Origin of the sequence: Bordetella flabilis, from assembly GCF_001676725.1 — a bacterium.
Classification (GTDB): Bacteria; Pseudomonadota; Gammaproteobacteria; order Burkholderiales; family Burkholderiaceae_B; genus Bordetella_C; species Bordetella_C flabilis.
On sequence record NZ_CP016172.1, the window covers coordinates 4,129,614 to 4,151,861 of the forward strand.

At 65.7% G+C, this 22,248-nt stretch carries 25 protein-coding genes; 3 read left to right on the plus strand and 22 right to left on the minus strand.

Annotated features, from left to right (window positions below):
* The 18 genes from recO to BAU07_RS18270 form a co-directional block, all read right to left on the minus strand.
* A complete protein-coding gene (gene recO / locus BAU07_RS18185; RefSeq protein WP_066660463.1) occupies positions 1-588 on the minus strand; it encodes a DNA repair protein RecO in 588 nt (195 codons plus the stop codon).
* Positions 581-1,471 carry a GTPase Era gene (gene era, locus BAU07_RS18190; protein ID WP_066660468.1) on the minus strand — a complete coding sequence of 297 codons (891 nt, stop codon included), beginning with the start codon at positions 1,469-1,471 and terminating at the stop codon, positions 581-583. The genes recO and era overlap by 8 nt, the downstream gene beginning before the upstream one ends.
* Complete coding sequence (rnc, locus tag BAU07_RS18195) at positions 1,468-2,226, minus strand: ribonuclease III (protein ID WP_066660473.1); 759 nt, start codon at positions 2,224-2,226, stop codon at positions 1,468-1,470. The genes era and rnc overlap by 4 nt, the downstream gene beginning before the upstream one ends.
* Position 2,227: 1 nt before the next feature.
* Positions 2,228-3,112 (minus strand): signal peptidase I, encoded by an 885-nt coding sequence (lepB, locus tag BAU07_RS18200; RefSeq protein ID WP_066660483.1) that lies wholly within the window; start codon positions 3,110-3,112, stop codon positions 2,228-2,230.
* A gap of 20 nt (positions 3,113-3,132) precedes the next feature.
* Complete coding sequence (lepA, locus tag BAU07_RS18205; protein ID WP_066660485.1) at positions 3,133-4,926, minus strand: translation elongation factor 4; 1,794 nt, start codon at positions 4,924-4,926, stop codon at positions 3,133-3,135.
* Between the two features lie 126 nt (positions 4,927-5,052).
* Positions 5,053-6,549: a DegQ family serine endoprotease gene (locus tag BAU07_RS18210; RefSeq protein WP_066660487.1), complete on the minus strand. Its 1,497-nt coding sequence runs from the start codon at positions 6,547-6,549 to the stop codon at positions 5,053-5,055.
* A gap of 37 nt (positions 6,550-6,586) precedes the next feature.
* On the minus strand, positions 6,587-7,687 hold the full coding sequence (locus BAU07_RS18215) for a MucB/RseB C-terminal domain-containing protein (protein WP_084025855.1): 1,101 nt from the start codon (positions 7,685-7,687) through the stop codon (positions 6,587-6,589).
* Positions 7,687-8,205: a sigma-E factor negative regulatory protein gene (locus BAU07_RS18220; protein WP_066660496.1), complete on the minus strand. Its 519-nt coding sequence runs from the start codon at positions 8,203-8,205 to the stop codon at positions 7,687-7,689. The genes BAU07_RS18215 and BAU07_RS18220 overlap by 1 nt, the downstream gene beginning before the upstream one ends.
* Before the next feature lie 12 nt (positions 8,206-8,217).
* Positions 8,218-8,817, minus strand: a complete 600-nt coding sequence (gene rpoE / locus BAU07_RS18225) for an RNA polymerase sigma factor RpoE (protein ID WP_066665536.1) — start codon at positions 8,815-8,817, stop codon at positions 8,218-8,220.
* On the minus strand, positions 8,814-9,293 hold the full coding sequence (locus BAU07_RS18230; protein ID WP_157122312.1) for a hypothetical protein: 480 nt from the start codon (positions 9,291-9,293) through the stop codon (positions 8,814-8,816). Before BAU07_RS18230 ends, rpoE begins: the two co-directional genes overlap by 4 nt.
* 11 nt (positions 9,294-9,304) lie before the next feature.
* The gene (gene fabF, locus BAU07_RS18235; RefSeq protein ID WP_066660499.1) at positions 9,305-10,534 is read right to left on the minus strand and encodes a beta-ketoacyl-ACP synthase II; all 1,230 of its coding nucleotides are present in this window, start codon (positions 10,532-10,534) and stop codon (positions 9,305-9,307) included.
* Positions 10,535-10,715: 181 nt separating this feature from the next.
* A complete protein-coding gene (gene acpP / locus BAU07_RS18240; RefSeq protein WP_019936251.1) occupies positions 10,716-10,955 on the minus strand; it encodes an acyl carrier protein in 240 nt (79 codons plus the stop codon).
* Positions 10,956-11,180: 225 nt separating this feature from the next.
* Entirely contained in the window at positions 11,181-11,912 is a 732-nt protein-coding gene (gene fabG, locus BAU07_RS18245) for a 3-oxoacyl-ACP reductase FabG (RefSeq protein WP_066660500.1), read from the minus strand.
* Positions 11,913-11,929: 17 nt separating this feature from the next.
* The gene (gene fabD, locus BAU07_RS18250) at positions 11,930-12,865 is read right to left on the minus strand and encodes an ACP S-malonyltransferase (protein WP_066660502.1); all 936 of its coding nucleotides are present in this window, start codon (positions 12,863-12,865) and stop codon (positions 11,930-11,932) included.
* A 26-nt stretch (positions 12,866-12,891) separates the two neighbouring features.
* Positions 12,892-13,881: a beta-ketoacyl-ACP synthase III gene (locus BAU07_RS18255; protein WP_066660504.1), complete on the minus strand. Its 990-nt coding sequence runs from the start codon at positions 13,879-13,881 to the stop codon at positions 12,892-12,894.
* Positions 13,881-14,945, minus strand: a complete 1,065-nt coding sequence (plsX, locus tag BAU07_RS18260; RefSeq protein WP_066665537.1) for a phosphate acyltransferase PlsX — start codon at positions 14,943-14,945, stop codon at positions 13,881-13,883. The genes BAU07_RS18255 and plsX overlap by 1 nt, the downstream gene beginning before the upstream one ends.
* A gap of 62 nt (positions 14,946-15,007) precedes the next feature.
* Positions 15,008-15,190 carry a 50S ribosomal protein L32 gene (gene rpmF, locus BAU07_RS18265; protein WP_066660506.1) on the minus strand — a complete coding sequence of 61 codons (183 nt, stop codon included), beginning with the start codon at positions 15,188-15,190 and terminating at the stop codon, positions 15,008-15,010.
* Positions 15,191-15,242: 52 nt separating this feature from the next.
* The gene (locus BAU07_RS18270; RefSeq protein WP_066660509.1) at positions 15,243-15,842 is read right to left on the minus strand and encodes a YceD family protein; all 600 of its coding nucleotides are present in this window, start codon (positions 15,840-15,842) and stop codon (positions 15,243-15,245) included.
* 362 nt (positions 15,843-16,204) lie between these two features.
* Between BAU07_RS18270 and BAU07_RS18275 the strand changes: the two genes are divergently transcribed.
* From BAU07_RS18275 to BAU07_RS18285, 3 genes are read left to right on the plus strand one after another with little or no spacing between them, the layout of a single operon-like run.
* Positions 16,205-16,828 (plus strand): Maf family nucleotide pyrophosphatase, encoded by a 624-nt coding sequence (locus tag BAU07_RS18275; protein ID WP_066660516.1) that lies wholly within the window; start codon positions 16,205-16,207, stop codon positions 16,826-16,828.
* The gene (locus tag BAU07_RS18280; protein ID WP_066660518.1) at positions 16,825-17,577 is read left to right on the plus strand and encodes an SAM-dependent methyltransferase; all 753 of its coding nucleotides are present in this window, start codon (positions 16,825-16,827) and stop codon (positions 17,575-17,577) included. Before BAU07_RS18275 ends, BAU07_RS18280 begins: the two co-directional genes overlap by 4 nt.
* Positions 17,574-18,494 carry an N-acetylmuramoyl-L-alanine amidase gene (locus BAU07_RS18285; RefSeq protein ID WP_066660521.1) on the plus strand — a complete coding sequence of 307 codons (921 nt, stop codon included), beginning with the start codon at positions 17,574-17,576 and terminating at the stop codon, positions 18,492-18,494. Before BAU07_RS18280 ends, BAU07_RS18285 begins: the two co-directional genes overlap by 4 nt.
* A gap of 143 nt (positions 18,495-18,637) precedes the next feature.
* Here BAU07_RS18285 and msrQ read toward each other — a convergent pair whose 3' ends face one another.
* The 4 genes from msrQ to BAU07_RS18305 form a co-directional block, all read right to left on the minus strand.
* Positions 18,638-19,309, minus strand: a complete 672-nt coding sequence (msrQ, locus tag BAU07_RS18290; protein WP_066660527.1) for a protein-methionine-sulfoxide reductase heme-binding subunit MsrQ — start codon at positions 19,307-19,309, stop codon at positions 18,638-18,640.
* A gap of 20 nt (positions 19,310-19,329) precedes the next feature.
* Positions 19,330-20,295, minus strand: a complete 966-nt coding sequence (gene msrP, locus BAU07_RS18295; protein ID WP_066660538.1) for a protein-methionine-sulfoxide reductase catalytic subunit MsrP — start codon at positions 20,293-20,295, stop codon at positions 19,330-19,332.
* A gap of 142 nt (positions 20,296-20,437) precedes the next feature.
* Positions 20,438-21,091 (minus strand): HAD-IA family hydrolase, encoded by a 654-nt coding sequence (locus BAU07_RS18300; RefSeq protein WP_066660543.1) that lies wholly within the window; start codon positions 21,089-21,091, stop codon positions 20,438-20,440.
* Between the two features lies 1 nt (position 21,092).
* A complete protein-coding gene (locus tag BAU07_RS18305; protein ID WP_066660544.1) occupies positions 21,093-22,061 on the minus strand; it encodes an RluA family pseudouridine synthase in 969 nt (322 codons plus the stop codon).
* Positions 22,062-22,248: the final 187 nt, after the last annotated feature.

Below are 22,248 nucleotides of genomic sequence, written 5' to 3' on the forward strand. Positions count from 1 at the left end.
CTAGAGCCGCTGCAGGTCCATCAGTACGCGCCGGGTCGCCAGCGGCCGCCCGGCGAGATTCTCGGCCAGCCGTTGGCGCAGTTCGTGGCGCAAACGTGGCTCGATGACGGGGTCGTCGAAATCGGGCACCGGCTCATCGACGCCATAGCCGGTTTCCCGCAGCAGGGTCCATTCGAACCGCCGCAGCGCGCCGGCGGCCCGCGTGCGGCCCGCCAGCTGCGTCAGGGCCGTGTCGTAGGCGTCATAGAGCACCGGATGCGCGTCCTCGCGCGGCAGCAGGCGCAGCAGCAATTCGTTCATGTACCACGCGGACATCAGCGCCGTACCGCCCAACGGCCGGATACCGGCGACCTCCGCCCGGGTAAGGGTCTTGACCTCGCCCGCACCGCTCCAGGACAGGGCCAGCGGCTGGAAGGCCGACAATACCGGCCTCAGCACCGAATAAGGTCGCTTGGCGCCCTTGGCCACCATGGCCAGGCAGCCGTGGTCGCGGGAAAAAGCCTGCACGATCAGCGACGTTTCCCGCCAGGGCGTCGCGTGCAGCATATAGGCGGGATTGTCCTGGACGCGGGTTCCGCGTTTACTCATAACCCAGGTCGCGCAACGCGTCTTCGCGATCGGACCAGCCTTTACGCACCTTGATGTACACCTCCAGGTGCACCGGCTTGTCCAGCATCTTGGCGATTTCCTGGCGTGCTTCCGTGGCGATGCGTTTCATATGCTGGCCACCGGCGCCCAGCAGGATGGGCTTGTGGCTATCGCGCTCGACGATGACGCAGGCCGCGACCCGCGCACCCTTGTCGTTTTCTTCCCATTGCTCGATGACGACGGTGCAGCCGTAAGGCAGTTCGTCGCCCACCAGCCGGAAGATTTTCTCGCGGACCAGTTCGGCCGCGATGAAACGCATGGGCCGGTCCGTGAGGGTATCCGGCTCGAACATATGCTCGCCCTCGGGCAGCCGTTTGGCGACCTCGTCGAGCAGGTCGTCCAGTTGCCGGTTGCGCGCCGCGCTGACGGGAACGACGGCACCATATTCATGCAGCGCGGTGACCTTGGCCACATAGGGGAACAGGGTGTCCCGGTCCTTCATGGCGTCGACCTTGTTCACCGCCAGGATGGTGCGCTCGGCAGCCGGCAACAAGGGCAGCAGCTTGGCATCGCCTTCGGACCACTTCCCTGCCTCGACCACATGCACGACGACATCGACATCGGCCAGCGCCTGCGTCACGACACGGTTCATCATGCGATTCATGGTGCCGCCATGGCGCGTCTGGAAGCCGGGCGTGTCGACGAAGATGAACTGGTCCTGGCCGCGGGTGAGCACGCCGTGGATGCGGTGCCGCGTCGTTTGCGCCTTGCGCGAGACGATGGAAATCTTGCTGCCGATCAGCGCGTTGTTCAGCGTGGACTTGCCCACATTGGGGCGGCCCACGATGGCGACGAAGCCGCATCGGGAAGGAGCTTGGGTCATTTGATCTCTTGGGCCACGGCCACGGGCAGTGACAGTTGGGCCGTCTTGCGGGCACGCGGCGCGCGGCGCGCGGCCTTGGGCGGGCTGGCGGCCAAGGCCGCGTCCAGTGCCAGCTTGGCGGCGGACTGCTCGGCGGCGCGCCGGCTGGCGCCCGGTGCGACCACCTTGATGTCCAGCGGCGCGATGGCGCATTCAACTTCGAACTGCTGGCTGTGCGCGGCGCCATGCGTGGCGATCACGGTGTAGACGGGCAGCGCCATCTTGCGTCCCTGCAGGAATTCCTGCAGTAGCGTCTTCGCGTCCTTGCCCAGCGTCTTGGGATCTACGGTGGCCAGTATGGGTTGGTACTGTTTGGCGATCACGCGACGCGCGGCGTCGAAGCCGCCGTCCAGGAAGACGGCGCCGAAAAGGGCTTCCAGCGTATCGGCCAGGATGGACGGCCGGCGGAAACCGCCGCTCTTGAGCTCGCCTTCCCCCAGGCGCAGGTCCTGCGACAGATCGAGCTTTTGCGCGATATCCGCCAGCGACGCCTGTTTGACCAGGTTGGCGCGCAGGCGCGACAGGTCGCCCTCGTCGATCTTGCTGAAGCGCTCGAACAGCAAAGAAGCGACCACGAAATTCAGGACGGCGTCGCCCAGGAATTCGAGTCGTTCGTTATGCCGGGCACCATGGCTGCGGTGGGTCAGCGCCTGCTCCAGCAGCGCTGCATCGCGGAAACGGTGGTCCAGGCGGGATTGGAGCGCGTCGAGCGACATGTCAATTGAATCGACCGATCCGGCTTAGATCGGAGAAATTCATCCAAATGAAGAAGGCCTTGCCCACGATATTACCGTCCGGAACGAATCCCCAATAGCGGCTGTCCGCGCTGTTGTCGCGGTTATCGCCCATGGCGAAATATTCCCCTTCCGGGACCTTGCAACGGACCCCGTTGCGGCTGTATTGGCAGTTCTGGAGGTGCGGATATTGCCAAATGGGGCCGTACTCCTGGTATTTATCCTCATCCATCAGGATATCGTGGGTAACGTCGCCCAACTGTTCCTTATAGCGCGCCACGTAGGCCACCCGGTCCGGCTCGAAATAATTGCCGTCCCGCGTACGCGGCACTTCCTTGCCGTTTACATAAAGTTTCTTGTCGAGGTAGGCGACCTCGTCCCCCGGCAGGCCCACGACGCGCTTGATGTAGTCCACGTCCGGATCCACGGGGTAGCGGAAGACGATGACATCGCCGCGTTCCAGCGCACCGGTATTCACGATCTTCTTGTCCAGGATGGGCAGCCGGATCCCACGGCTGAACTTGTTCACCAGGATCAGGTCGCCCGATTCCAGCGTGGGCAGCATGGAACCGGAGGGAATGCGGAAAGGCTCCACCACGAAGGATCGCAGCAGGAATACGAAGAGGATGACCGGAAAAAAGCTGACGGCATACTCGACCCACCAGGGCGGACGCGTCGCGACGTCCACCGCCTCGCGGCGCAGGCGTTCGGCTTCCTGTGCATCACCTATCGTGGCGGCGTCGAAGCGTTCCGCGGCGGCTTCCCCTTTGCGCCGCCGCGCCTTGCGCAGTATGGCGACGTCCAGCAGCCAGATGATGCCCGTGATGACCAGCAGGACGAACAGAATCAGCGCAAAGTTCCAACTCATAGGTAATGCCCTTCTCGCTCTTATTTATCTTCCACTTGCAGGATGGCCAGGAAGGCTTCTTGCGGAATTTCGACGCTGCCGACCTGCTTCATGCGTTTTTTGCCGGCCTTTTGCTTTTCCAGCAATTTCTTCTTGCGCGTGATGTCGCCGCCATAGCACTTGGCGAGCACATTCTTGCGCAGCGCCTTCACGTTTTCGCGCGCGATGACTTCGGCCCCGATGGCGGCCTGGATGGCCACGTCGAACATCTGCCGCGGGATCAGCCCGCGCATGCGGCTCACGACTTCGCGGGCGCGATACCGCGCGTTGCTGCGGTGGACGATCATGGACAAGGCATCGACCTTGTCGCCGTTGATCAGCAGGTCCACCCGCACCACGTCGGCCGTGCGGTATTCCAGGAATTCATAATCCATGGACGCATAACCGCGCGAGACGGACTTCAGCTTGTCGAAGAAATCCAGCACGATCTCGGCCAGCGGGATCTCGTACACCAGGTGCACCTGGCGTCCGTGATAGCTCATGTTCACCTGTGCGCCCCGCTTGTTGTTGCACAGGGTCATGACCGGGCCGACGTATTCCTGCGGCATGAACAGCGTGACCTTCACGATGGGCTCGCGGATTTCGGCGATCTTGCCGACTTCCGGCATGCGCGAAGGACTTTCGATGCTCAGGACCACGCCATCGCGTTGCTCGACCTCGTACACCACCGAAGGCGCGGTGGTGATGATGTCCATGTCGAATTCGCGCTCCAGGCGCTCCTGCACGATCTCCATGTGCAGCAGGCCCAGGAAGCCGCAACGGAAACCGAAGCCAAGCGCCTGCGACACTTCCGGCTCGAACATCAGCGCGGCATCGTTGAGCTTGAGCTTTTCCAGCGAGTCGCGCAGCTGGTCGTATTCGCTGCTTTCCACGGGGTACAAGCCGGCGAACACCTGAGGCTTGACCTCCTTGAAGCCGGGCAGCGCCTGCGCCGCGGGCTGGCCGACCAGGGTGACCGTGTCGCCGACCTTGGCGTGCGCAAGTTCCTTGATGCCGGCGATGACAAAGCCCACTTCCCCCGCGCTCAAAAGCTGGCGCGGCACGGACTTGGGCGTGAACACGCCGACCTGTTCGCACAAGTGCGTGGCGCCGGAAGCCATCAGCAGAATCTTGTCCTTGGGCTTGAGCACGCCATTGACGATGCGCACCAGCATGACCACGCCGACGTAGTTGTCGAACCATGAATCGATGATGAGCGCCTGCAGCGGCTGGGCCGGGCTGCCCTTGGGAGGCGGCACGTGGGCCACGATGGTTTCCAGGATGTCGTCGATGCCCATGCCGGTTTTCGCGCTCGCCGCGATGGCGCGCGAAGCATCGATACCGATCACGTCCTCGATCTCCTGCCGCGCGCCCTCCGGATCGGCCTGCGGCAGGTCCATCTTATTCAGAACAGGCAGGACCTCGACGCCCAGTTCGATGGCCGTATAGCAGTTGGCCACCGTCTGCGCCTCCACGCCTTGCGAGGCATCCACCACCAGCAAGGCGCCTTCGCATGCCGACAGCGAACGGCTGACCTCGTAGGAAAAGTCCACGTGGCCCGGGGTATCGATGAGGTTCAGGTTATAGACCTGGCCGTCCTGGGCCTTGTATTGCAGCGCGGCAGTCTGCGCCTTGATGGTGATGCCGCGCTCGCGCTCGATATCCATGGAATCGAGGACCTGGGCCGACATCTCGCGATCCGCCAACCCTCCGCAGCGCTGGATCAGGCGGTCGGCCAGGGTCGACTTGCCATGATCGATATGGGCGATGATCGAAAAGTTACGGATATGCTGCATAGACGACGTTGGACGACCGGGGCGACGTTGGATGTTGGATGGGGGAAGATCAGGCGCGCAACAACAAGGAGGGGGCGCCAAGCGCCCCCTCCTTGCGGCAACCAGCCATTTTAGCCGGTCTTGCAGCTACTTGCCCGGGGGCACCACTGCCCACTGCGTCTGGTCGCCGCGCCGGACCAGCAAGGCGATCGGCTTCGACCGGTCCGCCTTTTTGGCCACTTCGACGAACTGCTCGGGGCTGGTGATGTCGGTGTCGTTCAGCGCCATGATGATGTCGCCTTCCTGGATGCCCGCCTGGGCGCCAGGACCCTGCGCGCCGCGCACCATCACGCCACCCTTGATTTTAAGTTTGCTCTGGGTCCCCACCGGGACGGACACGACGCTCAGGCCCAGGGCGCTCGCGGCGGCCGGTTCCTTCTGCGGGGGGGTCTTTTCGGCCGCGGCGGCCTTGGCCTGCGGGATTTCCGCGACCTTGACACTGAGCGTCACGTTCTTGCCCTTGCGCCAGACCTGCAGCGGCGCCACGGTTCCCGGCTTGGTTTCGCCAACCATGCGGGGCAAGTCGGACCAGCGCGCGATGGCCTTGTTATTGAAGCGAAGGATGACATCGCCAGGCTGCACGCCGGCGGCATCCGCGGGGCTGTCGGCCTCCACGCTGCTGACCAGGGCGCCCTCGGCCCGGCCCAGGCCCAGCGCGGTGGCGACCTCGTTGGTGACTTCGCCGATCTGGACACCGATGCGGCCTCGGGTCACCTTGCCCGTCGCGCGCAGTTCATCCACGACACGCATGACCTCGTCGATCGGGATGGCCAGGGAAATCCCCATGAAGCCGCCGCTGCGCGAGATGATCTGGGAATTGATACCGATGACCTCGCCCGACAGGTTCAGCAGCGGGCCACCGGAGTTGCCGGGGTTGACCGCCACATCGGTCTGGATGAAAGGCAGATACTCGCCCGTATCCCGATTGATCGCGCTGACAATACCGGCGGTTACCGTGGAATCGAGGCCAAATGGCGACCCGATGGCCAGCACCCACTGCCCTTTCTTGATCTTGCTGTCATCGCCGATCGGCAGGAAAGGCATGTTCTTGGCGTCGATCTTGAGCAGCGCCACGTCGGTACGGTCGTCCGTGCCCACCACCTTGGCCTTGAACTCCCGGCCGTCGGTCAGCGTCACGAAGATATCCGTGGCGTCGCTGACCACATGGTTATTGGTCAGGACATAGCCATCGGCCGAAATGAAGAAGCCCGACCCCACGCCGCGCGGCACCGTGCGTTCCTGGGGCTGCTGCGGCTGCTGCTGCCGATCGCGCGGGCGCTGTCCCGGCAGCTCCGGCATGCCGGGCGGCTGGAAGTCCGGGCCGAAAAAGAAGCGGAACAGGTCATAGGGGTCCTGCGGCCCGCTGCGCACCGGCACCGTGGCGGTGGTACGGATGTTCACGACCGCCGGGTCGGCCTTCTCCACGATGGACGTGAAGTCGGGCACCATCATGGTCGGCGTGCTGGTTTCGGTCTGCGCGGCGCCGGCGGCGCCGCTGAATAAGGCGCCGCTCACCATGGCGCCGGTCAGCAATACGGCGAGAAGCCGCCGCACGGTTGTGTTCGACAAGCTGGACAAATTCATTCAATGCTCCGCGCAAGCCCTCTTCGGGGTTTGCTGTTCACTTCGGCGCCGCGGGGGGCGGGACATATTCGGTAGCTTTGGCGAGGCGTTCCAACGTGGACGCCGGGACTTCGCCGAGAACGGTCATCCAATAATCCGCAACCCGCATGCCGTACACATTGATGGGCCCGCGCCGGTAGGCGCCGTGCGGCTGATGCCGATTGCGCTTTTTATCATAAGGCTCGATGAACACCGAGATGGCGGCCAGCCCATCCGACAGCACCAGTTGGCTGACCGCATCGCCGTGCGCCATGACCCGTGCGACCTGCGAAACCGGCGCGAACCCCGGCGGAAACGGAATGCGCCACCCCTCGGCCCCCAGATCCACGGGCTTCATGGCCGACTGCACGACCTTCCAATCCTGTACGCTCCAGCGCGACTCCAGCTGCTTGGGGTCCACGGCCTGGCCCACCCGGAGGACGGTGAATGCGACCTGCTCCACCACCGTGCTGGGTCCGGCCAGCGTCTGTGCCTTCAGCAACAGGTCGTTTTCGGTGTCGGCGCAAAGGCGATAGCCATAGCGCTCCTTGTCCAGCGGTTCGATGGTGATGATGCGGCACTCGCGCCCGGCCACCCGGTGCAGGGGCGCCTGGGTGAGTACGCGATAGTACTTGGTCACACCGGCCGGCGAACCGAGCAGCAGGCCGGGAAATTCCTCCGCACGCTTGTGCTGGATCAGCACGGTCTTGCGGTCGGGCACCAGGCACTTGACGTCGTCGTTATGGCGCAGGTATTCGCGCGGCTGACCGTCCAAAACCTCCAGGCGCTCGCGCTCGCCGCTGCCGTCGACCATATGGACCACGCGGGAAGACTGTATGGTGTCGCCCTGCTGGTAGGTAAAGATGCCCGCATAGTCGAGCTTGCGCGCCGCGTCCTGGATGCGCGCGAGCAAGGCCTGGGCCTCCGCCTCGGAAACCGGGACACTTCCCCCCACCGGCGCCATCTGCGCCTCGGAAAGGCGCGTGGTCGCGGCAAACAGCAGCACGGCCGCCAGGGTCGTCAGCGTTGGGAGACCGAATCCATTGCGCACGCACCGCCAGCGCAAGGCCGGACGTACGGGCGGACGGAGCGGCTGCACAACAGCCAGCGCATCCGTCATCAGCGCCCCGTCCCGACATCGAAGGACACCTGCCGGATGGCCGTGGGACCGGCCAGCTGGCGATGCGCTTCCAGATAGTCGCTCAAGCTTGAATCGTCCGTAGTGGCCGTACTGGCGTCGGCCAGCACACGCGTTTCCGCGGTCGGCGCGTCGGCGCTGCCCGACATGTACGGCTGGGCCACCCAGGCGACGGACGCCACCGCGGCCGCTGCCGCGAATCCGGACAGGCCGAAACGCCATACGGGCCGCAGCGCCGGGCGCCGGCGAGGCGCCACGATGGGCAGCTCGTTGGCGAGGGCGACCGACAGACGGGCGCGGAATGCCGGGGACGGGTCGATCGAGAGCTCGGGATTGCGCAGGACATCACCGATGAGGTGATACGTGTCCCAGGTTTCCTTCCCTTCCGCGACGTCGAGCCCGTCCAGCCATTCCTCGGTGCCTTCACCGTCCATCCAGGCCGACACCGATTCTTCCCAACTGGTGTCCTCGGCGCGCACGGAAGCAGATGTTCGTTGCATGACTGCAGCTCCTTACCAACGACGATCGGGATCGTTCCCGAGCAGCGGACGCAGGCGCGCGGCCACCGCTTCCCGGGCCCGGAATATCCGCGACCGGACTGTACCGATCGGACAACCCATGCTTTGCGCGATGTCTTCGTAGCTCATACCTTCAATTTCCCGCAGAACGATAGCCATGCGCAATTCCTCGGGCAGGCCCTGTATGGCCGCGTTGACCGTCTCCGCGATTTCGCGGCTGGCGACCATGGATTCCGGGGTGCTGATATCGCTTAGGTTGTCCGTTTCGTTAAAAGTTTCACCGTCCTCGTTTTCGAGGGCGTTGGGCGTGCTGGGACGGCGGCCATTGGAGGCCAGCCAGTTGCGCGCGGTGTTGATGGCGATCCGGTAAAGCCAGGTATAGAAGGCGCTGTCGCCGCGGAATTGCGGCAAGGCGCGATAGGCCTTGATGAAGGCTTCCTGGGCGACATCCTCGACTTCCGCCGGGTCCCGGATCATGCGCGAGAGCAGCCGCATGATCTTGCGCTGGTACTTCAGGACCAGCAGGTCGAAGGCTTTTTTATCGCCACGCTGCACACGGGCGACCAGTTCGGCGTCGATGTCGCGTTCGCTCATGACGCCCCCGCGGCGCGACGCCCAGGCGAGCGGCACAGCCGCCGGTTGGTCAGCAGGCACACCCGGCGCCAGGCGGACGGCGGCAGCCCATCTTGCCAAACAGTAAAGGTGACGTGGCGCCCCGAGCGGCCAGGGCCGTTACAAAAGGCGTCAGGCAGCCGCGCCCGCAGGGTCAACCAGCGGGGCCCACGCCAGCGCGCGACCCATTCGACCGGACGCCACCCTTCCCGCATGCGCACGTAGAAGGCGCCATCACGTGTCATCTTCACGGCGCTGACGGGAGAACGCGGGCGGGCCCACATGAGCGCGCACAACAGGGCGGCGCCGCACAGGCCGGCCTGGAGCAACGGAGGAAGGGCCAGGCAGTAGAGCGCGAATGCGATGGCCAGCACGATGGCGCCGGTAACCGCGCCGTCGATCCATGCCGCCCCGCGCGGCCGCACCACCGGTACCCGCAACGTCCAGTCAGCGTGCACTCACGCCCCTTTTATATACGGCGCACAGCCATCGAACCGTTCGTGCCACCAAAGCCGAAGGAGTTGGACATCGCGACGTTGATCGTCATCTGCCGCGCTTCGTTGGCGCAGTAGTCGAGGTCGCACTCCGGATCCTGGTTGAACAGGTTGATGGTCGGCGGTGAAACCTGGTTATAGACAGCGAGCGTGGTGAAGACGGCTTCGATGCCTCCCGCGGCACCGAGCAGGTGGCCGGTCATCGACTTCGTGGAATTGACGACGAGCTTGCGCGCATGGTCCCCGAAGGCAAGCTTGAGTGCGTCGGACTCGTTCTTGTCGCCCAGCGGGGTGGAGGTCCCGTGCGCGTTCACGTACTGCACGTCGTCGGCATTCAGGCCACCGTTGCGCAGCGCATTGATGACGCCACGTCGCGGGCCGTCCTTGTCCGGCGCCGTGATGTGATGCGCATCGGAGCTCATGCCGTACCCGACGAATTCGCCATAAATGCGCGCGCCGCGCTTCTTGGCGTGTTCGTACTCTTCAAGCACCACCACGCCGGCGCCTTCGCCCAGCACGAAACCGTCGCGGTCGCGGTCCCAGGGACGCGAGGCGGTGGCCGGATCGTCGTTGCGCGTGGAGAGGGCGCGCATCGCCGCAAAGCCGCCGATGCCCAGCGGAGAGACCGTCGACTCGGCGCCACCCGCGACCATCACGTCGGCGTCGCCGTATTCGATCATGCGGGCGGAGTCGCCGATGCTGTGCAGGCCCGTCGTGCATGCCGAAACCACGGCATAGCTGGGGCCCTTGAAGCCGTACATGATGGAAAGCTGGCCGGAAATCAGATTGATCAGCGCGCCGGGCACGAAGAACGGCGAAATGCGCCGCGGGCCGCGCTCCAGCAGATCGGTCTGCGTTTCTTCGATGCGCGGCAGGCCGCCGATGCCGGAACCTATGATTACGCCGATGCGTTCCGCATTGGCGTCGGTCACCTCCAGGCCGCTGTCGCGCCAGGCCTGGACACCCGCTGCCACCCCGTAATGGATAAAGGTATCCATCTGCCGGGCTTCCTTGGCGGGAACATATTGGGTGACATCGAAGCCACGCACTTCGCCGGCGATGTGGGTGGTCAGCGCGGAAGGATCGAAACGGGTAATGCGGCTGATGCCGGAACGTCCGTTGACGATATTGTCCCAGGCGCTGAGCACGTCATTGCCCACGGGGGACACGATGCCAAGTCCGGTGATGACGACGCGTCGTTTCACGGATGACTCCTAAACAGACAAAAGAAAGGCGGTCTGGAACACGCCGCTTGCGCGGAAAGCGTCGCCGCCGGGGCGGTGACTGCCGCCCCGCGCGATGTCCGCGCGGCACACTCCAAAAACCGCCCCGGTTCCCCGCATGGCGACACCTGCCGCGCCGCAAGGGAAAAACAGGCTGATCGCGTTATTGCTTGCTGTGCGAATTGATGTAGTCGATCGCTTGTTGCACAGTCGTGATCTTTTCGGCCTCTTCGTCGGGGATCTCGGTCTCGAACTCATCTTCGAGGGCCATGACCAGCTCAACCATGTCGAGCGAATCGGCACCGAGGTCGTCAAGAAAGGAAGACTCGTTCTTGATCTCGGCTTCATTGACGCCAAGCTGTTCAGCGACGATCTTCTTGACGCGCTGTTCGATGCTTTCCATGCAGATCTCCAATTGGGAAAAATCCCGCGAATTATAGCCAAGCGCAGCGCAATGCAAACGCCGGGCCGTGACAAAAATGGATTCCCGATCGGATGGCCGTCCGGGACACGTAACGGCGCCGATGGCGGCGCCGGTGCAACGAACCGCGCGTAAGGCCGGAGAGGTCTGCAAAAAGCAAGCCCGATGCCGCCGGCCTGGCGCGGAACGATAACAGATCGTTCGGGATTACATATACATGCCGCCGTTGACGTGCAGCGTCGTGCCGGTAATGTAACCGGCATGGGGACTGGCCAGGAACGCCACCGCGTGGGCAATGTCCGCCGGCGCGCCCAGGCGGCCGACGGGGATTTGCTGCAGCAAGGCGCCGGTCTGCGCCTCGCCCAGGACACGGGTCATGTCCGTGTCGATGAAACCGGGCGCCACGCAATTGACGGTGATATTACGGCTACCCAGCTCGCGCGCCAGTGCCCGCGTCATGCCGGCCACGCCCGCCTTGGCCGCGGCGTAGTTGGCCTGGCCCGCGTTGCCGCTGGAACCAACCACCGACGTCACGTTGATGATCCGCCCCCACCGGGCTTTCATCATGCCCCGCATGACGGCGCGCGACAAGCGGAAAACCGCGCCCAGGTTGGTCTGGATGACGGCGTCCCAGTCCTCGTCCTTCATGCGCATGGCCAAAGTATCGCGGGTGATGCCGGCATTGTTCACGAGGATATGCGGCCCGCCTTCCTTGGCGAGCGTTTCGACCAGGGCCTCCGCGGCCTTGGCGTCATTCACGTCCAGGACGACCCCGCGGCCATTCAGGGGCGCCAGCGCTTCGTTGATGGTTTCGGCGCCGTTGGCGGAGGTGGCCGTGCCGACAACCGTGGCGCCGCGGGCGGCCAGTTCGTGCGCGATGGCCTTGCCGATGCCGCGGGTCGCTCCGGTGACCAGCGCGATTTTTCCTTGCAATTCCATGGATTTGGCCTTCCTTCTCAATTGGCGCCGACGGCTGCCAGGGCGGCATCCAGCGATGCCGGATCGGTGACGGCCAGGCCGCTGAGCTCACCGTCGATACGCTTGACCAGGCCGGTCAGGACCTTGCCCGGACCGCACTCGATGACATGCGTGACGCCCTGCGCCTTCATGGCGCGGATTGTTTCAACCCAGCGCACGGGGTGCCAGGCCTGGCGTACCAGCGCATCACGGATGGCGGCCGGATCGGTCGGCGTCGCGACGTCCACGTTGTTGAGGACCGTAATCGTGGGCGCTGATATCCGCACTTCGGCCAGGGCCTTGTCGAGCACCGCGGCCGCCGGGCGCAGCAGGCTGGAATGGAAAGGGGCAGACACCGGCAACAGCAGCGCCCGCTTGGCGCCGGCCGCCTTGGCGGCTTCGCAGGCCCGTTCCACGGCCGCCTTGTGGCCGGCAATCACAACCTGGGCCGGCGCATTGAAATTGACCGCTTCCACCACGTCGCCTAGCGCCGCCTGGGCGCAGGCGGCGCGCACCGCGTCGTCATCCAGGCCCAGGATTGCCGCCATGGCGCCCGTTCCGACCGGGACGGCTGCCTGCATGGCGTCGGCACGGATGCGAACCAGCCGCACCGCGTCCTCGAGCCGCAGCGACTGCGCCGCGGTCAGGGCGGCGTACTCGCCCAGGCTGTGCCCCGCGACGATGTCCGGCCTGGGACCGCCGGCGGCGCACCAGGCCGCGTACAGGGCGGCGCCGGCCACCAGCATGGCGGGCTGGGTATTGGTGGTCAGGTTGAGCTGCTCGGCGGAACCTTGCGCAATGAGGGCGTCCAGGTCCTGGCCCAGCGCGCCGGAAGCGCGCGCCAGCGTATCGGCCACAGCCGCATTGCCGGCCCATGCGTCGAGCATGCCGACGGATTGCGACCCCTGTCCGGGAAATACAAAAGCGATTTTCATCGTGGAGAGTGCGGTTGTCGTTGGATCTAGGTCAGGCGCGCCAGCACCGAGCCCCAAGTGAAGCCACCGCCGACGCCCTGCATGAGCACCAGGTGTCCGGGACGCGCACGGCCGTCGCGGCGCGCGACATCCAGCGCCAGCGGCACACTGGCCGCCGACGTATTGGCATGGCTGTCCACGGTCACGACCAGCTTGCCGGCCGGCAAGCTCAGCTTGCGTGCCAGGAAGTTGAGGATGCGGACGTTGGCCTGGTGCGGGATCAGCAGGTCCACTGCATCGAGCGACACGCCCGCTTCGTCGCAGACGTCGCGCGCGGAACGCTCCAGCACCGTGACGGCCTGCTTGAACACGGCTTGCCCGTCCATGCGCAGAAAAGGGTCGCCGACCACTTCGCCATACGCGACGTTGCCTGCGGCACAGAGAATCTTGGTCTGACTGCCGTCGGCATGCAGTTGCGCGGCCAGGATGCCCGGCGTGTCCGACGCGCTCAGCACCACGGCCCCCGCTCCGTCGCCGAACAGCACGCAGGTGGAGCGATCGTTCCAGTCGAGGATACGGGAGAAGACCTCGGCGCCGATAACCAGCGCGTGGCGGGCACGGCCGGCCCGCACAAAACTGTCCGCGGTGGTCAGTGCATACACGAAGCCGCTGCAGACGGCCTGCACGTCGAACGCCGCGCAGCCCTTGATGCCCAGCCTGCTTTGCACCAGGCACGCCGTGCTGGGGAAAACGTAGTCCGGCGTAGACGTCGCGACGACGATGAGATCGATATCGGCGGCCTGCAGGCCTGCATTCTCGATGGCGCGCACGGCCGCCTCGGTCGCGAGTTCGCTGGTGGTAACGCCGCGCTCGGCCAAATGGCGTTGGCGTATGCCGGTGCGCTCGACGATCCAGACGTCCGATGTGACGATATCGCGGGTCGCCAGCTCGGCGGCGAGTTCATCGTTGGACACCACGCGCGGGGGCAGATAGCTGCCGGAACCGGCGATGACCGAATACTGCGGATTGGTTTTCATCAGGCGGAGTCCCCGGCCACGCGCGGCACGGGGACCGTCGCGGCATTGTTGTGTGCGCCCTGCGTGATCTGCGCCATGCTGAGGTTGGTGCGTTCCAGCAGTTTACTGACGACGGCTTCGCGCGCGCGTTGCAGCGCGAAACCGAAGGCATAGGCGTCCGCGGAGCCATGGCTCTTGATGACCACGCCGCGCAGACCCAGCAGGGCCGCGCCGTTGTACCGGCGGTTATCGACCCGTTTGCGCAGGCGGTTCAGGACAGGCGAGGCGATCGCACCCGCCAGCAGCGTGACCGGATTGCGCTTGAATTCTTCGCGGATGATGCTGCTCAGCATCCGGGCCAGCCCTTCGACGGACTTGAGCACCGCGTTACCGACAAAGCCATCGCAGACCACGACGTCGACGGTACCCTTGAAGATATCGTTGCCCTCGACGTTGCCGTAGAAGTTCAAGGGACTGGCCCGCAGCAATTCGGCGGCCTCCTTGACGACTTCGTTGCCCTTGATGACTTCTTCGCCGATGTTCAGAAGCCCGACGGTGGGGCGCTCACGGTGGTCCAGCGCCTGGGCGAGCGCGGCCCCCATGATGGCGAACTGCAGCAGGTGTTCGGCGGTGCAGTCGACGTTGGCGCCGAGATCCAGCACGGTCGTGGACCGCCCCAGCTGGTTCGGAATGGACGTGGCAATGGCTGGACGATCGATGCCGTCCAGCGTTTTCAGCACATAGCGCGAGATCGCCATCCACGCACCGGTATTGCCAGCCGATACACAGGCGTCGGCACGGCCGTCCTTGACGGCTTGCGCCGCGATGCGCATGGACGAATCCTTCTTGCGGCGCAACGCCACCTCGACGGAGTCGTCCATGCTGACGACTTCCGAGGCAGGCACGATCTCGATGCGCTCGCGAGGCGCGCCACGCGTGGCATCCAATGCCTTCCCGATCGCGTCAGGCAACCCGACGAGCAGGAGCTGTGCGTCGGGAAACTGCCGGGCGAAGTCGATGGACGCGGGTATGGTCACGGGCAGGCCAATATCGCCGCCCATGCAGTCAATAGCGATGCGTATCACGGGAGCCAAGTATCAGCGCCAGCCGTAACGATGTGGATCCGGGTCAGGCGGGCCGGAACGGCTTATTCGTCGTTCTTGGTCTTGATGACTTTGCGGCCGCGATAGAAACCGTTCGGGCTGATGTGATGACGCAGGTGCATTTCGCCCGTGTTCGGCTCGATGGCCGTCGGCGGCGTCGTCAGAAAATCGTGCGAGCGATGCATGCCGCGCTTGGACGGGGACTTCTTGTTTTGTTGAACAGCCATGATGACTCCTAGAAACGGGGCGCATTGTACGCGATGCGGCCCGGTGTTGACCTCAATCTTTTTGCTTCAATTTTTCCAGCACCGCGAACGGTGATGGACGCTTGCCTGCCTCGGTTTCGGGCCCCGGATCGCCGGCGCTCGTCTTCAGCGGCGCGCCCGGACACACGCGATGCCTGGGCACATAAGGAATATTCAAAACCAGTTCGTCTTCGACCTGCGCGAGCAGATCGAAATGGTGCGAACCCAACACTTTTTCAGGCACATCGTCCAGGCGGTCGATGCCGCCCGCGTCGGCCATGTCGCCGTCGCCGTCGCCATCCAGATCCACGTCGCCCATGCCTTCATCGAGCTCGGCTTCCGACTTCACCAGATGCAGCGTGACGCTTGCATCAATGGGATGTACGAACGCCTCCATGCACCGCTGACAGACCAGCACCGGATGAGCCTGGACGGACAGATGGAGCAGCGGCTCGCCCTGCCGCCCCAACTCGCCCCGCGCCGCCCAGCGCACCTCGCCGGCTTCGCCCGCAGGCTGCGGCGGCAGACCTTCCACCGCCCGCGCAAAGCGAACCAGAGGCAGAGCGCCGGAAGCTTCCTTGCCCAGCCGCGCAAAGCTGAACGCATCTATCGTCCCGGTCGCGCGACCACTCATCCGGGCAGTGTTTCCGCCGCCCGTGCTGGCGCCGGCCGTATGGCCGACACCTTTATTTCCACTACCGCTGCTTTCGCCTTTGCCCATGATTGGCCTGCGCTCTCGCGCGTTGCCCCGTCCCCGTGCATCTTCACGTTGCCCTGTACGGGTTCCCCGTGCTGTGGGGCCCTGCTTTCCGGCCCCTGCTTTCCGGCCCCATGCTTTATACAGCCGGATACTTTGCAGCCCGGGCTTCCACCGAAGGCTGACGGAACCAAGCCTCCAAGCGGGCGGACCAGGATGAGCCCGGGATCTGCCGGGGACAAAATTTCCGCGAAAACGTTAGATAATACCGTGACTTACGTAGGACCGTCAAACCTCATATGCCCCTGATCCTTGCCTCCACCTCGCCCTACCGACGCGAATTGCTCGCGCGCCTGCGCCTGCCCTTCGACACGGTCGCCCCCCAGGTTGACGAAACGCCCCGCCCGGGGGAGGCGCCGTGCGATCTGGCCGTGCGCCTGTCCATCGCCAAGGCCGCGGCCGTTTCCGCGCGCCATCCCGGCGCCGTCGTCATCGGTTCCGACCAGGTGGCGACCGTGCATGGCGCGCCGATCGGCAAGCCCGGCGACTTCGAGCGGGCGCGGGCCCAGTTGCGCATGCTGTCAGGGCAGGAGGTGGCGTTCCACAGCGCCCTGGCCGTGACGGACGGCACGCGCACGACACATGCCGACATCGTCACTCGCTGCCGCTTCCGCCCCCTCTCGGACGCGGCCATCGACGCGTATCTGCACGCCGAAACCCCCTTCGATACCGCCGGCAGCGCCAAGGCGGAGGGCCTGGGTATCGCCTTGATGGACAGCATGCACAGCGATGATCCGACCGCGATCATCGGTCTGCCGCTGATTGCGCTGACCGGCATGCTGGCGCAGTTCGGGCTGGACCCGCTGCAGGCCCCGCTAGCGGCCCATGGCCAGCCGGCGGTGCCGTCCGGGAGCCATCCGTGACGGCGGCCCCGTCCGCCGGGCCGTCCGGCGCCGGCTCGGGACCCGGCGAACTGCACCTTATTCCGGTGGGCCTCGGCGAAGCGCCCCCTGACCGCTGGCTCCCCGCCGAGGTGCGCGCGCTGGCGGCACGGCTGGATACCTACATCGCCGAAAACGCCAAGACTGCACGCGCTTTCCTGAAGCAGATCGGCACCATCCGCCCCCTCCAGGAAATCACCATCCATACGCTCACGGACAAGACCGACGCCGCGCAGATCAATGCCTGGCTGCGGCCCCTGCGGGATGGTGGCGAGATAGGACTGGTTTCGGAAGCCGGCTGCCCGGCCGTGGCGGACCCGGGCGCGCGCGTGGCGGAAGTCGCCCATGGCCTGGGACTGACGGTGCGGCCCTGGGTGGGACCCTCTTCCATTCTGCTGTCCCTGATGGCCAGCGGCCTGGACGGGCAACGCTTTGCCTTCCACGGATACGCGCCGGTCGAACCCAACGAACGGATACGCCAACTGCGCAACTGGGAACAGGTATCCGCGAGGGAAGACCAGACGCAGATGCTGATCGAGACCCCCTACCGGAACGCCGCCATGTTCACCGCCCTGCTCGGTTGCCTGCGCGGCAATACGCGGCTTTGCGTGGCGCGCTCCCTGACCACCGCCGACGAGTGGGTCCGTACACGCACCGTGGCGGACTGGAAAACGCAGCCGGCGCCAGACCTGGATAAAAAGCCCACCCTGTTCCTCTACCTGGCCCGATGAGCGGCCGCCTGATCCCGGGTCGCCACCGCCTGGTCCCCGCCGGGCTGGTCTTGTGCGCCATGCTGGCATTGGCGGGCTGCGCGCCCCGCTACCCCGCCGGCGTGGATGTGGACCGGTCGATCTCGGCCGTCAGCCAGGACAGCCGCGTACGCTTCATCGTGATCCACTACACCGCCGCCGGCAACACCGCGTCGCTGCTGACCTTGTCGCGCGGGGACGTCAGCGCGCATTACCTGGTCACGGACAGCCGTCCCGTCAAGGTCTACCAGCTGGTGCCGGAGGACCGCAACGCCTGGCACGCCGGAAAGAGCAGCTGGTACGGCCATACATCCATCAACAACGCGTCGATCGGTATCGAAATCGTGAACGGCGGCGAGTCCCCCGCGCCGGACGGCACGCTGCAATGGGCGGGTTATTCCCCGGCACAGCTGCATGCGGTCATGGCGCTGGTCCGGGATATCGCGCAGCGCCATGGCGTGCGCCCGGAAAACATCGTCGCGCACAGCGACGTCGCCCCCCAGCGCAAGAGCGATCCGGGCCCGCTCTTTCCCTGGAAGCGGTTCGCCTTGGCCGGCCTGGGTCGCTGGTACGACGAAACCGCCGCCCGCGGCTACCAGGCGCAGTTCGAGGCCAACGGCGTTCCGGGCCCTGCCTGGTTCCAGGCACAGCTCGAGCGGGTGGGGTACGCGGTACCGCGCAGCGGCGCGCTGGATGCCGAAACGACCCGCGTCATCGCGGCCTTCCAGATGCACTATCGACCGGAGCGCTGCGATGGCACGGCGGACGCGGCAACGGCCGCCATCCTGCTGGCCTTGCCTACCGAGGGCTCGGCCCTTGCCAGTGGCCCGGTGGACCGGCCCGGCCGGGGCGACAGCGTGGCGCCGGCAGCCATCGGGACCGGAGTCGAAGCCCCGTAGGAGTACGGGCGTCGAAGCCCTGTAGCAGTACCGGCGTCGAACCGCTGTAGGACACAGGCGTCGAACGCCCATTGGGCACAGGCGCCGAAGCCCATGGCGCACGCGGCATCAAAGCCCCGCGGCGACACGAGCCATCGAAGGCCCTAGGGCCGGCCCACGCCGGCATGGGCCGTCAATGCGGCCCCTGCCTTGCGGCGCCCCACCACCCACGCCACGACGCGCCACAGCAACAGGACCGCCAGCACGCTGCCGTAGGCCAGGGGCTGCTCGTAGTCGTGCTTGCCTGCCTTGTGCCAGAGCAGATGCAACAGGGCCAGTATGCCGATCAGGTAGACCGCCCGATGCAGGCGCTGCCAGCGCTTGCCCATCCGCCGCATGGCGCCCTGGGTCGACGTGGCGGCCAGCAGGCACATAAGCACGAAGGCGGCGAAACCCACGGTGATGAAAGGCCTTTCGCCCACGTCCTGCAACATCGAGGCGGGGTCGAAGCCCCGGTCCCAGCCCACCCAGGACATGAAATGCAGAAAACCATAGAAGAAAGCGAACAGCCCGCACATGCGGCGCAGGCGAACCAGGGCGGGTTGCCCCGTCAGCCGCCGCAACGGCGTGATGCCCAGCGTCACGAGCAGGCAGACGAAGGTCCAGGTGCCGGCGGAGCGGGTCAGGAACTCGACCGGGTTCGCGGTCAGGCCGTTGTTCATGCCCAACCATATCCACCGTGCCAGTGGAAACAGCCCCAGCGCGAAGAGCAGGGGCTTGAACCGGCTTACGGTGGCCGCCGAAAGCTGGCGGGGTCTGGATGGGGGATGAGCCATGGCTGGGGGCGCTCCGCGCCTCAATAGTTCGCTTTCAGATCCATGCCGGCATACAGCGAGGCGACCTGGTCGTAGCCGTTGAACATCAGGGTCTTGCGCTTGGGACTGAAAAGGCCATCCTCGCCGATACGCCGCTCCGTCGCCTGGCTCCAGCGCGGATGCGGCACATTGGGATTCACATTGGCGTAGAACCCATATTCGCTGGGCGCGGCCTTCATCCAGGCGCTGACGGGCATCTTCTCCACCAGCCGGATCGCCACCAGCGACTTGGCGGACTTGAACCCGTATTTCCAGGGCACCACGATGCGCAGCGGCGCGCCGTTCTGGTTCGGCAGGATCTTGCCGTACAGGCCGAAGGTCAGCAGCGCCAGCGGGTGCATGGCTTCGTCCAGGCGCAAGCCTTCCGTATACGGCCAGTCGATGACGGGGTAGCGCAGCCCCGGCATGGTGTCGCGTTGCGCCACGCTGATGAACTGCACGAACTTGGCATTGGCCGTGGGCTGGACTTCGTTGAGCAAGGCGGCCAGCGGGTAACCCACCCAGGGAATGACCATGGACCAGCCTTCCACGCAGCGCATGCGATAGGTGCGGTCTTCCTGCGGCGCCAGCTTCAGCAGGGCATCGATATCGAAGGTACGCGGTTTCTGCACCTCGCCCTCGACGCTGACGGTCCAGGGACGCGTGCGCAGGGCCGCAGCGTGTCGCGCCGGATCGCCCTTGTCCACGCCAAACTCGTAGTAATTGTTGTACGACGTGATGTCGTCATAGGAGGTAGGCTTGTCCATGATGGCGAACTGCCCGTTCGGCGTGCCCGGCAGGGGCGCCAGCGCGGGGGCCGCGGCATGGGCGGCGCGGCCGCCCCATCCAGCCATGCCCAGGGCGGCCGTACCGGCGGCCGCTCGCAGCATCCAGGCCCGGCGCGAGCGCCACACCCGTTCCGGCGTGATTTCCGAGGGCAGGACGTCGGATGGTTTTCGTATCAGCATGGCGATCTCCGGCTGGCATATCGGCGGGCCATCATGGCCCAACGCGGTTATGACAGGATTTTGCCGCGCCCGTTCGAAGCCGTGGGTTCAATTTTCCGTGATACACGCCCGGCCGGCTTGTCGGCGCGGGAACCGGTACCGCTCAGCCGGTGCGCTGCAGCAGCCACTCGCGCAGCGCCGCCACGGATTCCACCACCGCCTGGGGCGTATGGGCTTCCAGCTCTTCGCGCGTATGCGCACCGTAGGCCACCCCCACGCCATGCACCCGGGCATTGGCCGCCATCTGCAGGTCGTGGGAGGTATCGCCGATCATGACGACGCGATCCGCCGCCACGTCCAGCTCTTCCATGATTTCGTGCAGCATGGTGGGATTGGGCTTGCTGAAGGTCTCGTCCGCGCAGCGCGTGGCCTGGAACGCCTCGGTCAGGCCGCTGGCCGCCAGCGCGCGTGTCAAGCCGACACGGCTCTTGCCGGTGGCCACCGCCATGCGCACATCGCGCGCCGCCAGCTCCGCCAGCATTTCGGCCACGCCCTCGAACAGTTTCAGTTCCGGGTCGCGCAGCAGGTAATGCACGCGATAGCGCTCCAGGAAGCGCGGCAGCATCGCGTTCGTCAGCCCCGGCACCGCCCGCCGCAGGGCGCTTTCCAGGGACAGGCCGATCACCCAGCTGGCCTGCGACGCCGAAGGCACGGGCAACTCCAGGTCGCGGCAGGCCGCCTGGATGGCCGCCACGATGCTGTGCGTGGAATCCATCAGGGTGCCGTCCCAATCGAAGACGACCAACGTATAGGGCATATCAGCCGCCCTCCAGCGTTTTCAGGATGTCCGTACAGGCTTGCGGCAAGGGTGCCTCCAGTGCTAGCGGTTCCGCGGTCAGGGGGTGCGGCAGGTCCAGGTGATGCGCATGCAGGAACATGCGCGCGAAGCCCTTGCGGGCGAAGGATAACCGTATGGCATCGTCTCCGTACTTGTCGTCCCCGACGATGGGAAAGCCCATGGCCGCCAGATGGACACGGATCTGGTGCGTGCGGCCGGTGCGCAGCTCCGCCTCCACCAGGCTGAATTTGCCATACCGTTGTTTCAACGTAACGATGGTGTGGGCGGCCTGCCCGGCGTCCTTGTCCACGCGGACCCGGCGCTCGCCCGATACGGTGGTCCATTTACTGAGCGGCAGCTTGATGTGCTGGCGGTCGTTGACCCAGTCGCCGCACACCAGGGCGTAATAGCGCTTGGTACCCCGCCCTTCGCGCAGCATCGCGTGTAGCCCCAGCAGCGCGTTGCGCTTCTTGGCCACCATGAGCAAGCCGGACGTCTCGCGATCCAGGCGGTGCGCGAGTTCCAGCATCGGCGCCTCCGGGCGCGCCGCGCGCAGCCGCTCGATGACCCCGAAGGCCACGCCGCTGCCGCCGTGCACGGCGATGCCCGCCGGCTTGTCGACCACCAGCATGGCGTCGTCCTCGTAGACGACCGGAAATTCGGCGGGCGGCACGGGCCGGGCTTCCCCCGGCTGCGGCAGCCGCAGCGGCGGCACCCGCACCACGTCCCCCGTTTCCAGGCGGTGATCCACGGCGATGCGCCCTTTGTTCACCCGAACCTGGCCATCGCGGATCGCTTTATAGATATGGCTCTTGGGCACGCCCTTGCAGAGGCGGAAGAGGAAATTATCCAGGCGCTGACCGCTGTGCGCTTCGGCCACCTGGACCAGGCGTACGGCGGGCCCGGACGAGGGGGGAGAAGTGTCTTTGCGCATTGCGAAAAGCCGCATATAATCGGGACAGCCTTAAGGGGCTGAATTGGAAGGCCGCATGGCCGCCTGGCGTAGAGATGCACGTTCAGATGCACGTTCCTGAGCAACTCCGTCAGGGGGCGATTCCGTCCGGTGCGCAGGCCGTTATTGTACCGCCTGCCAAATTCAGCGCCGGGGTCATCCGGTCGCCGGCGCAACCGCGCCC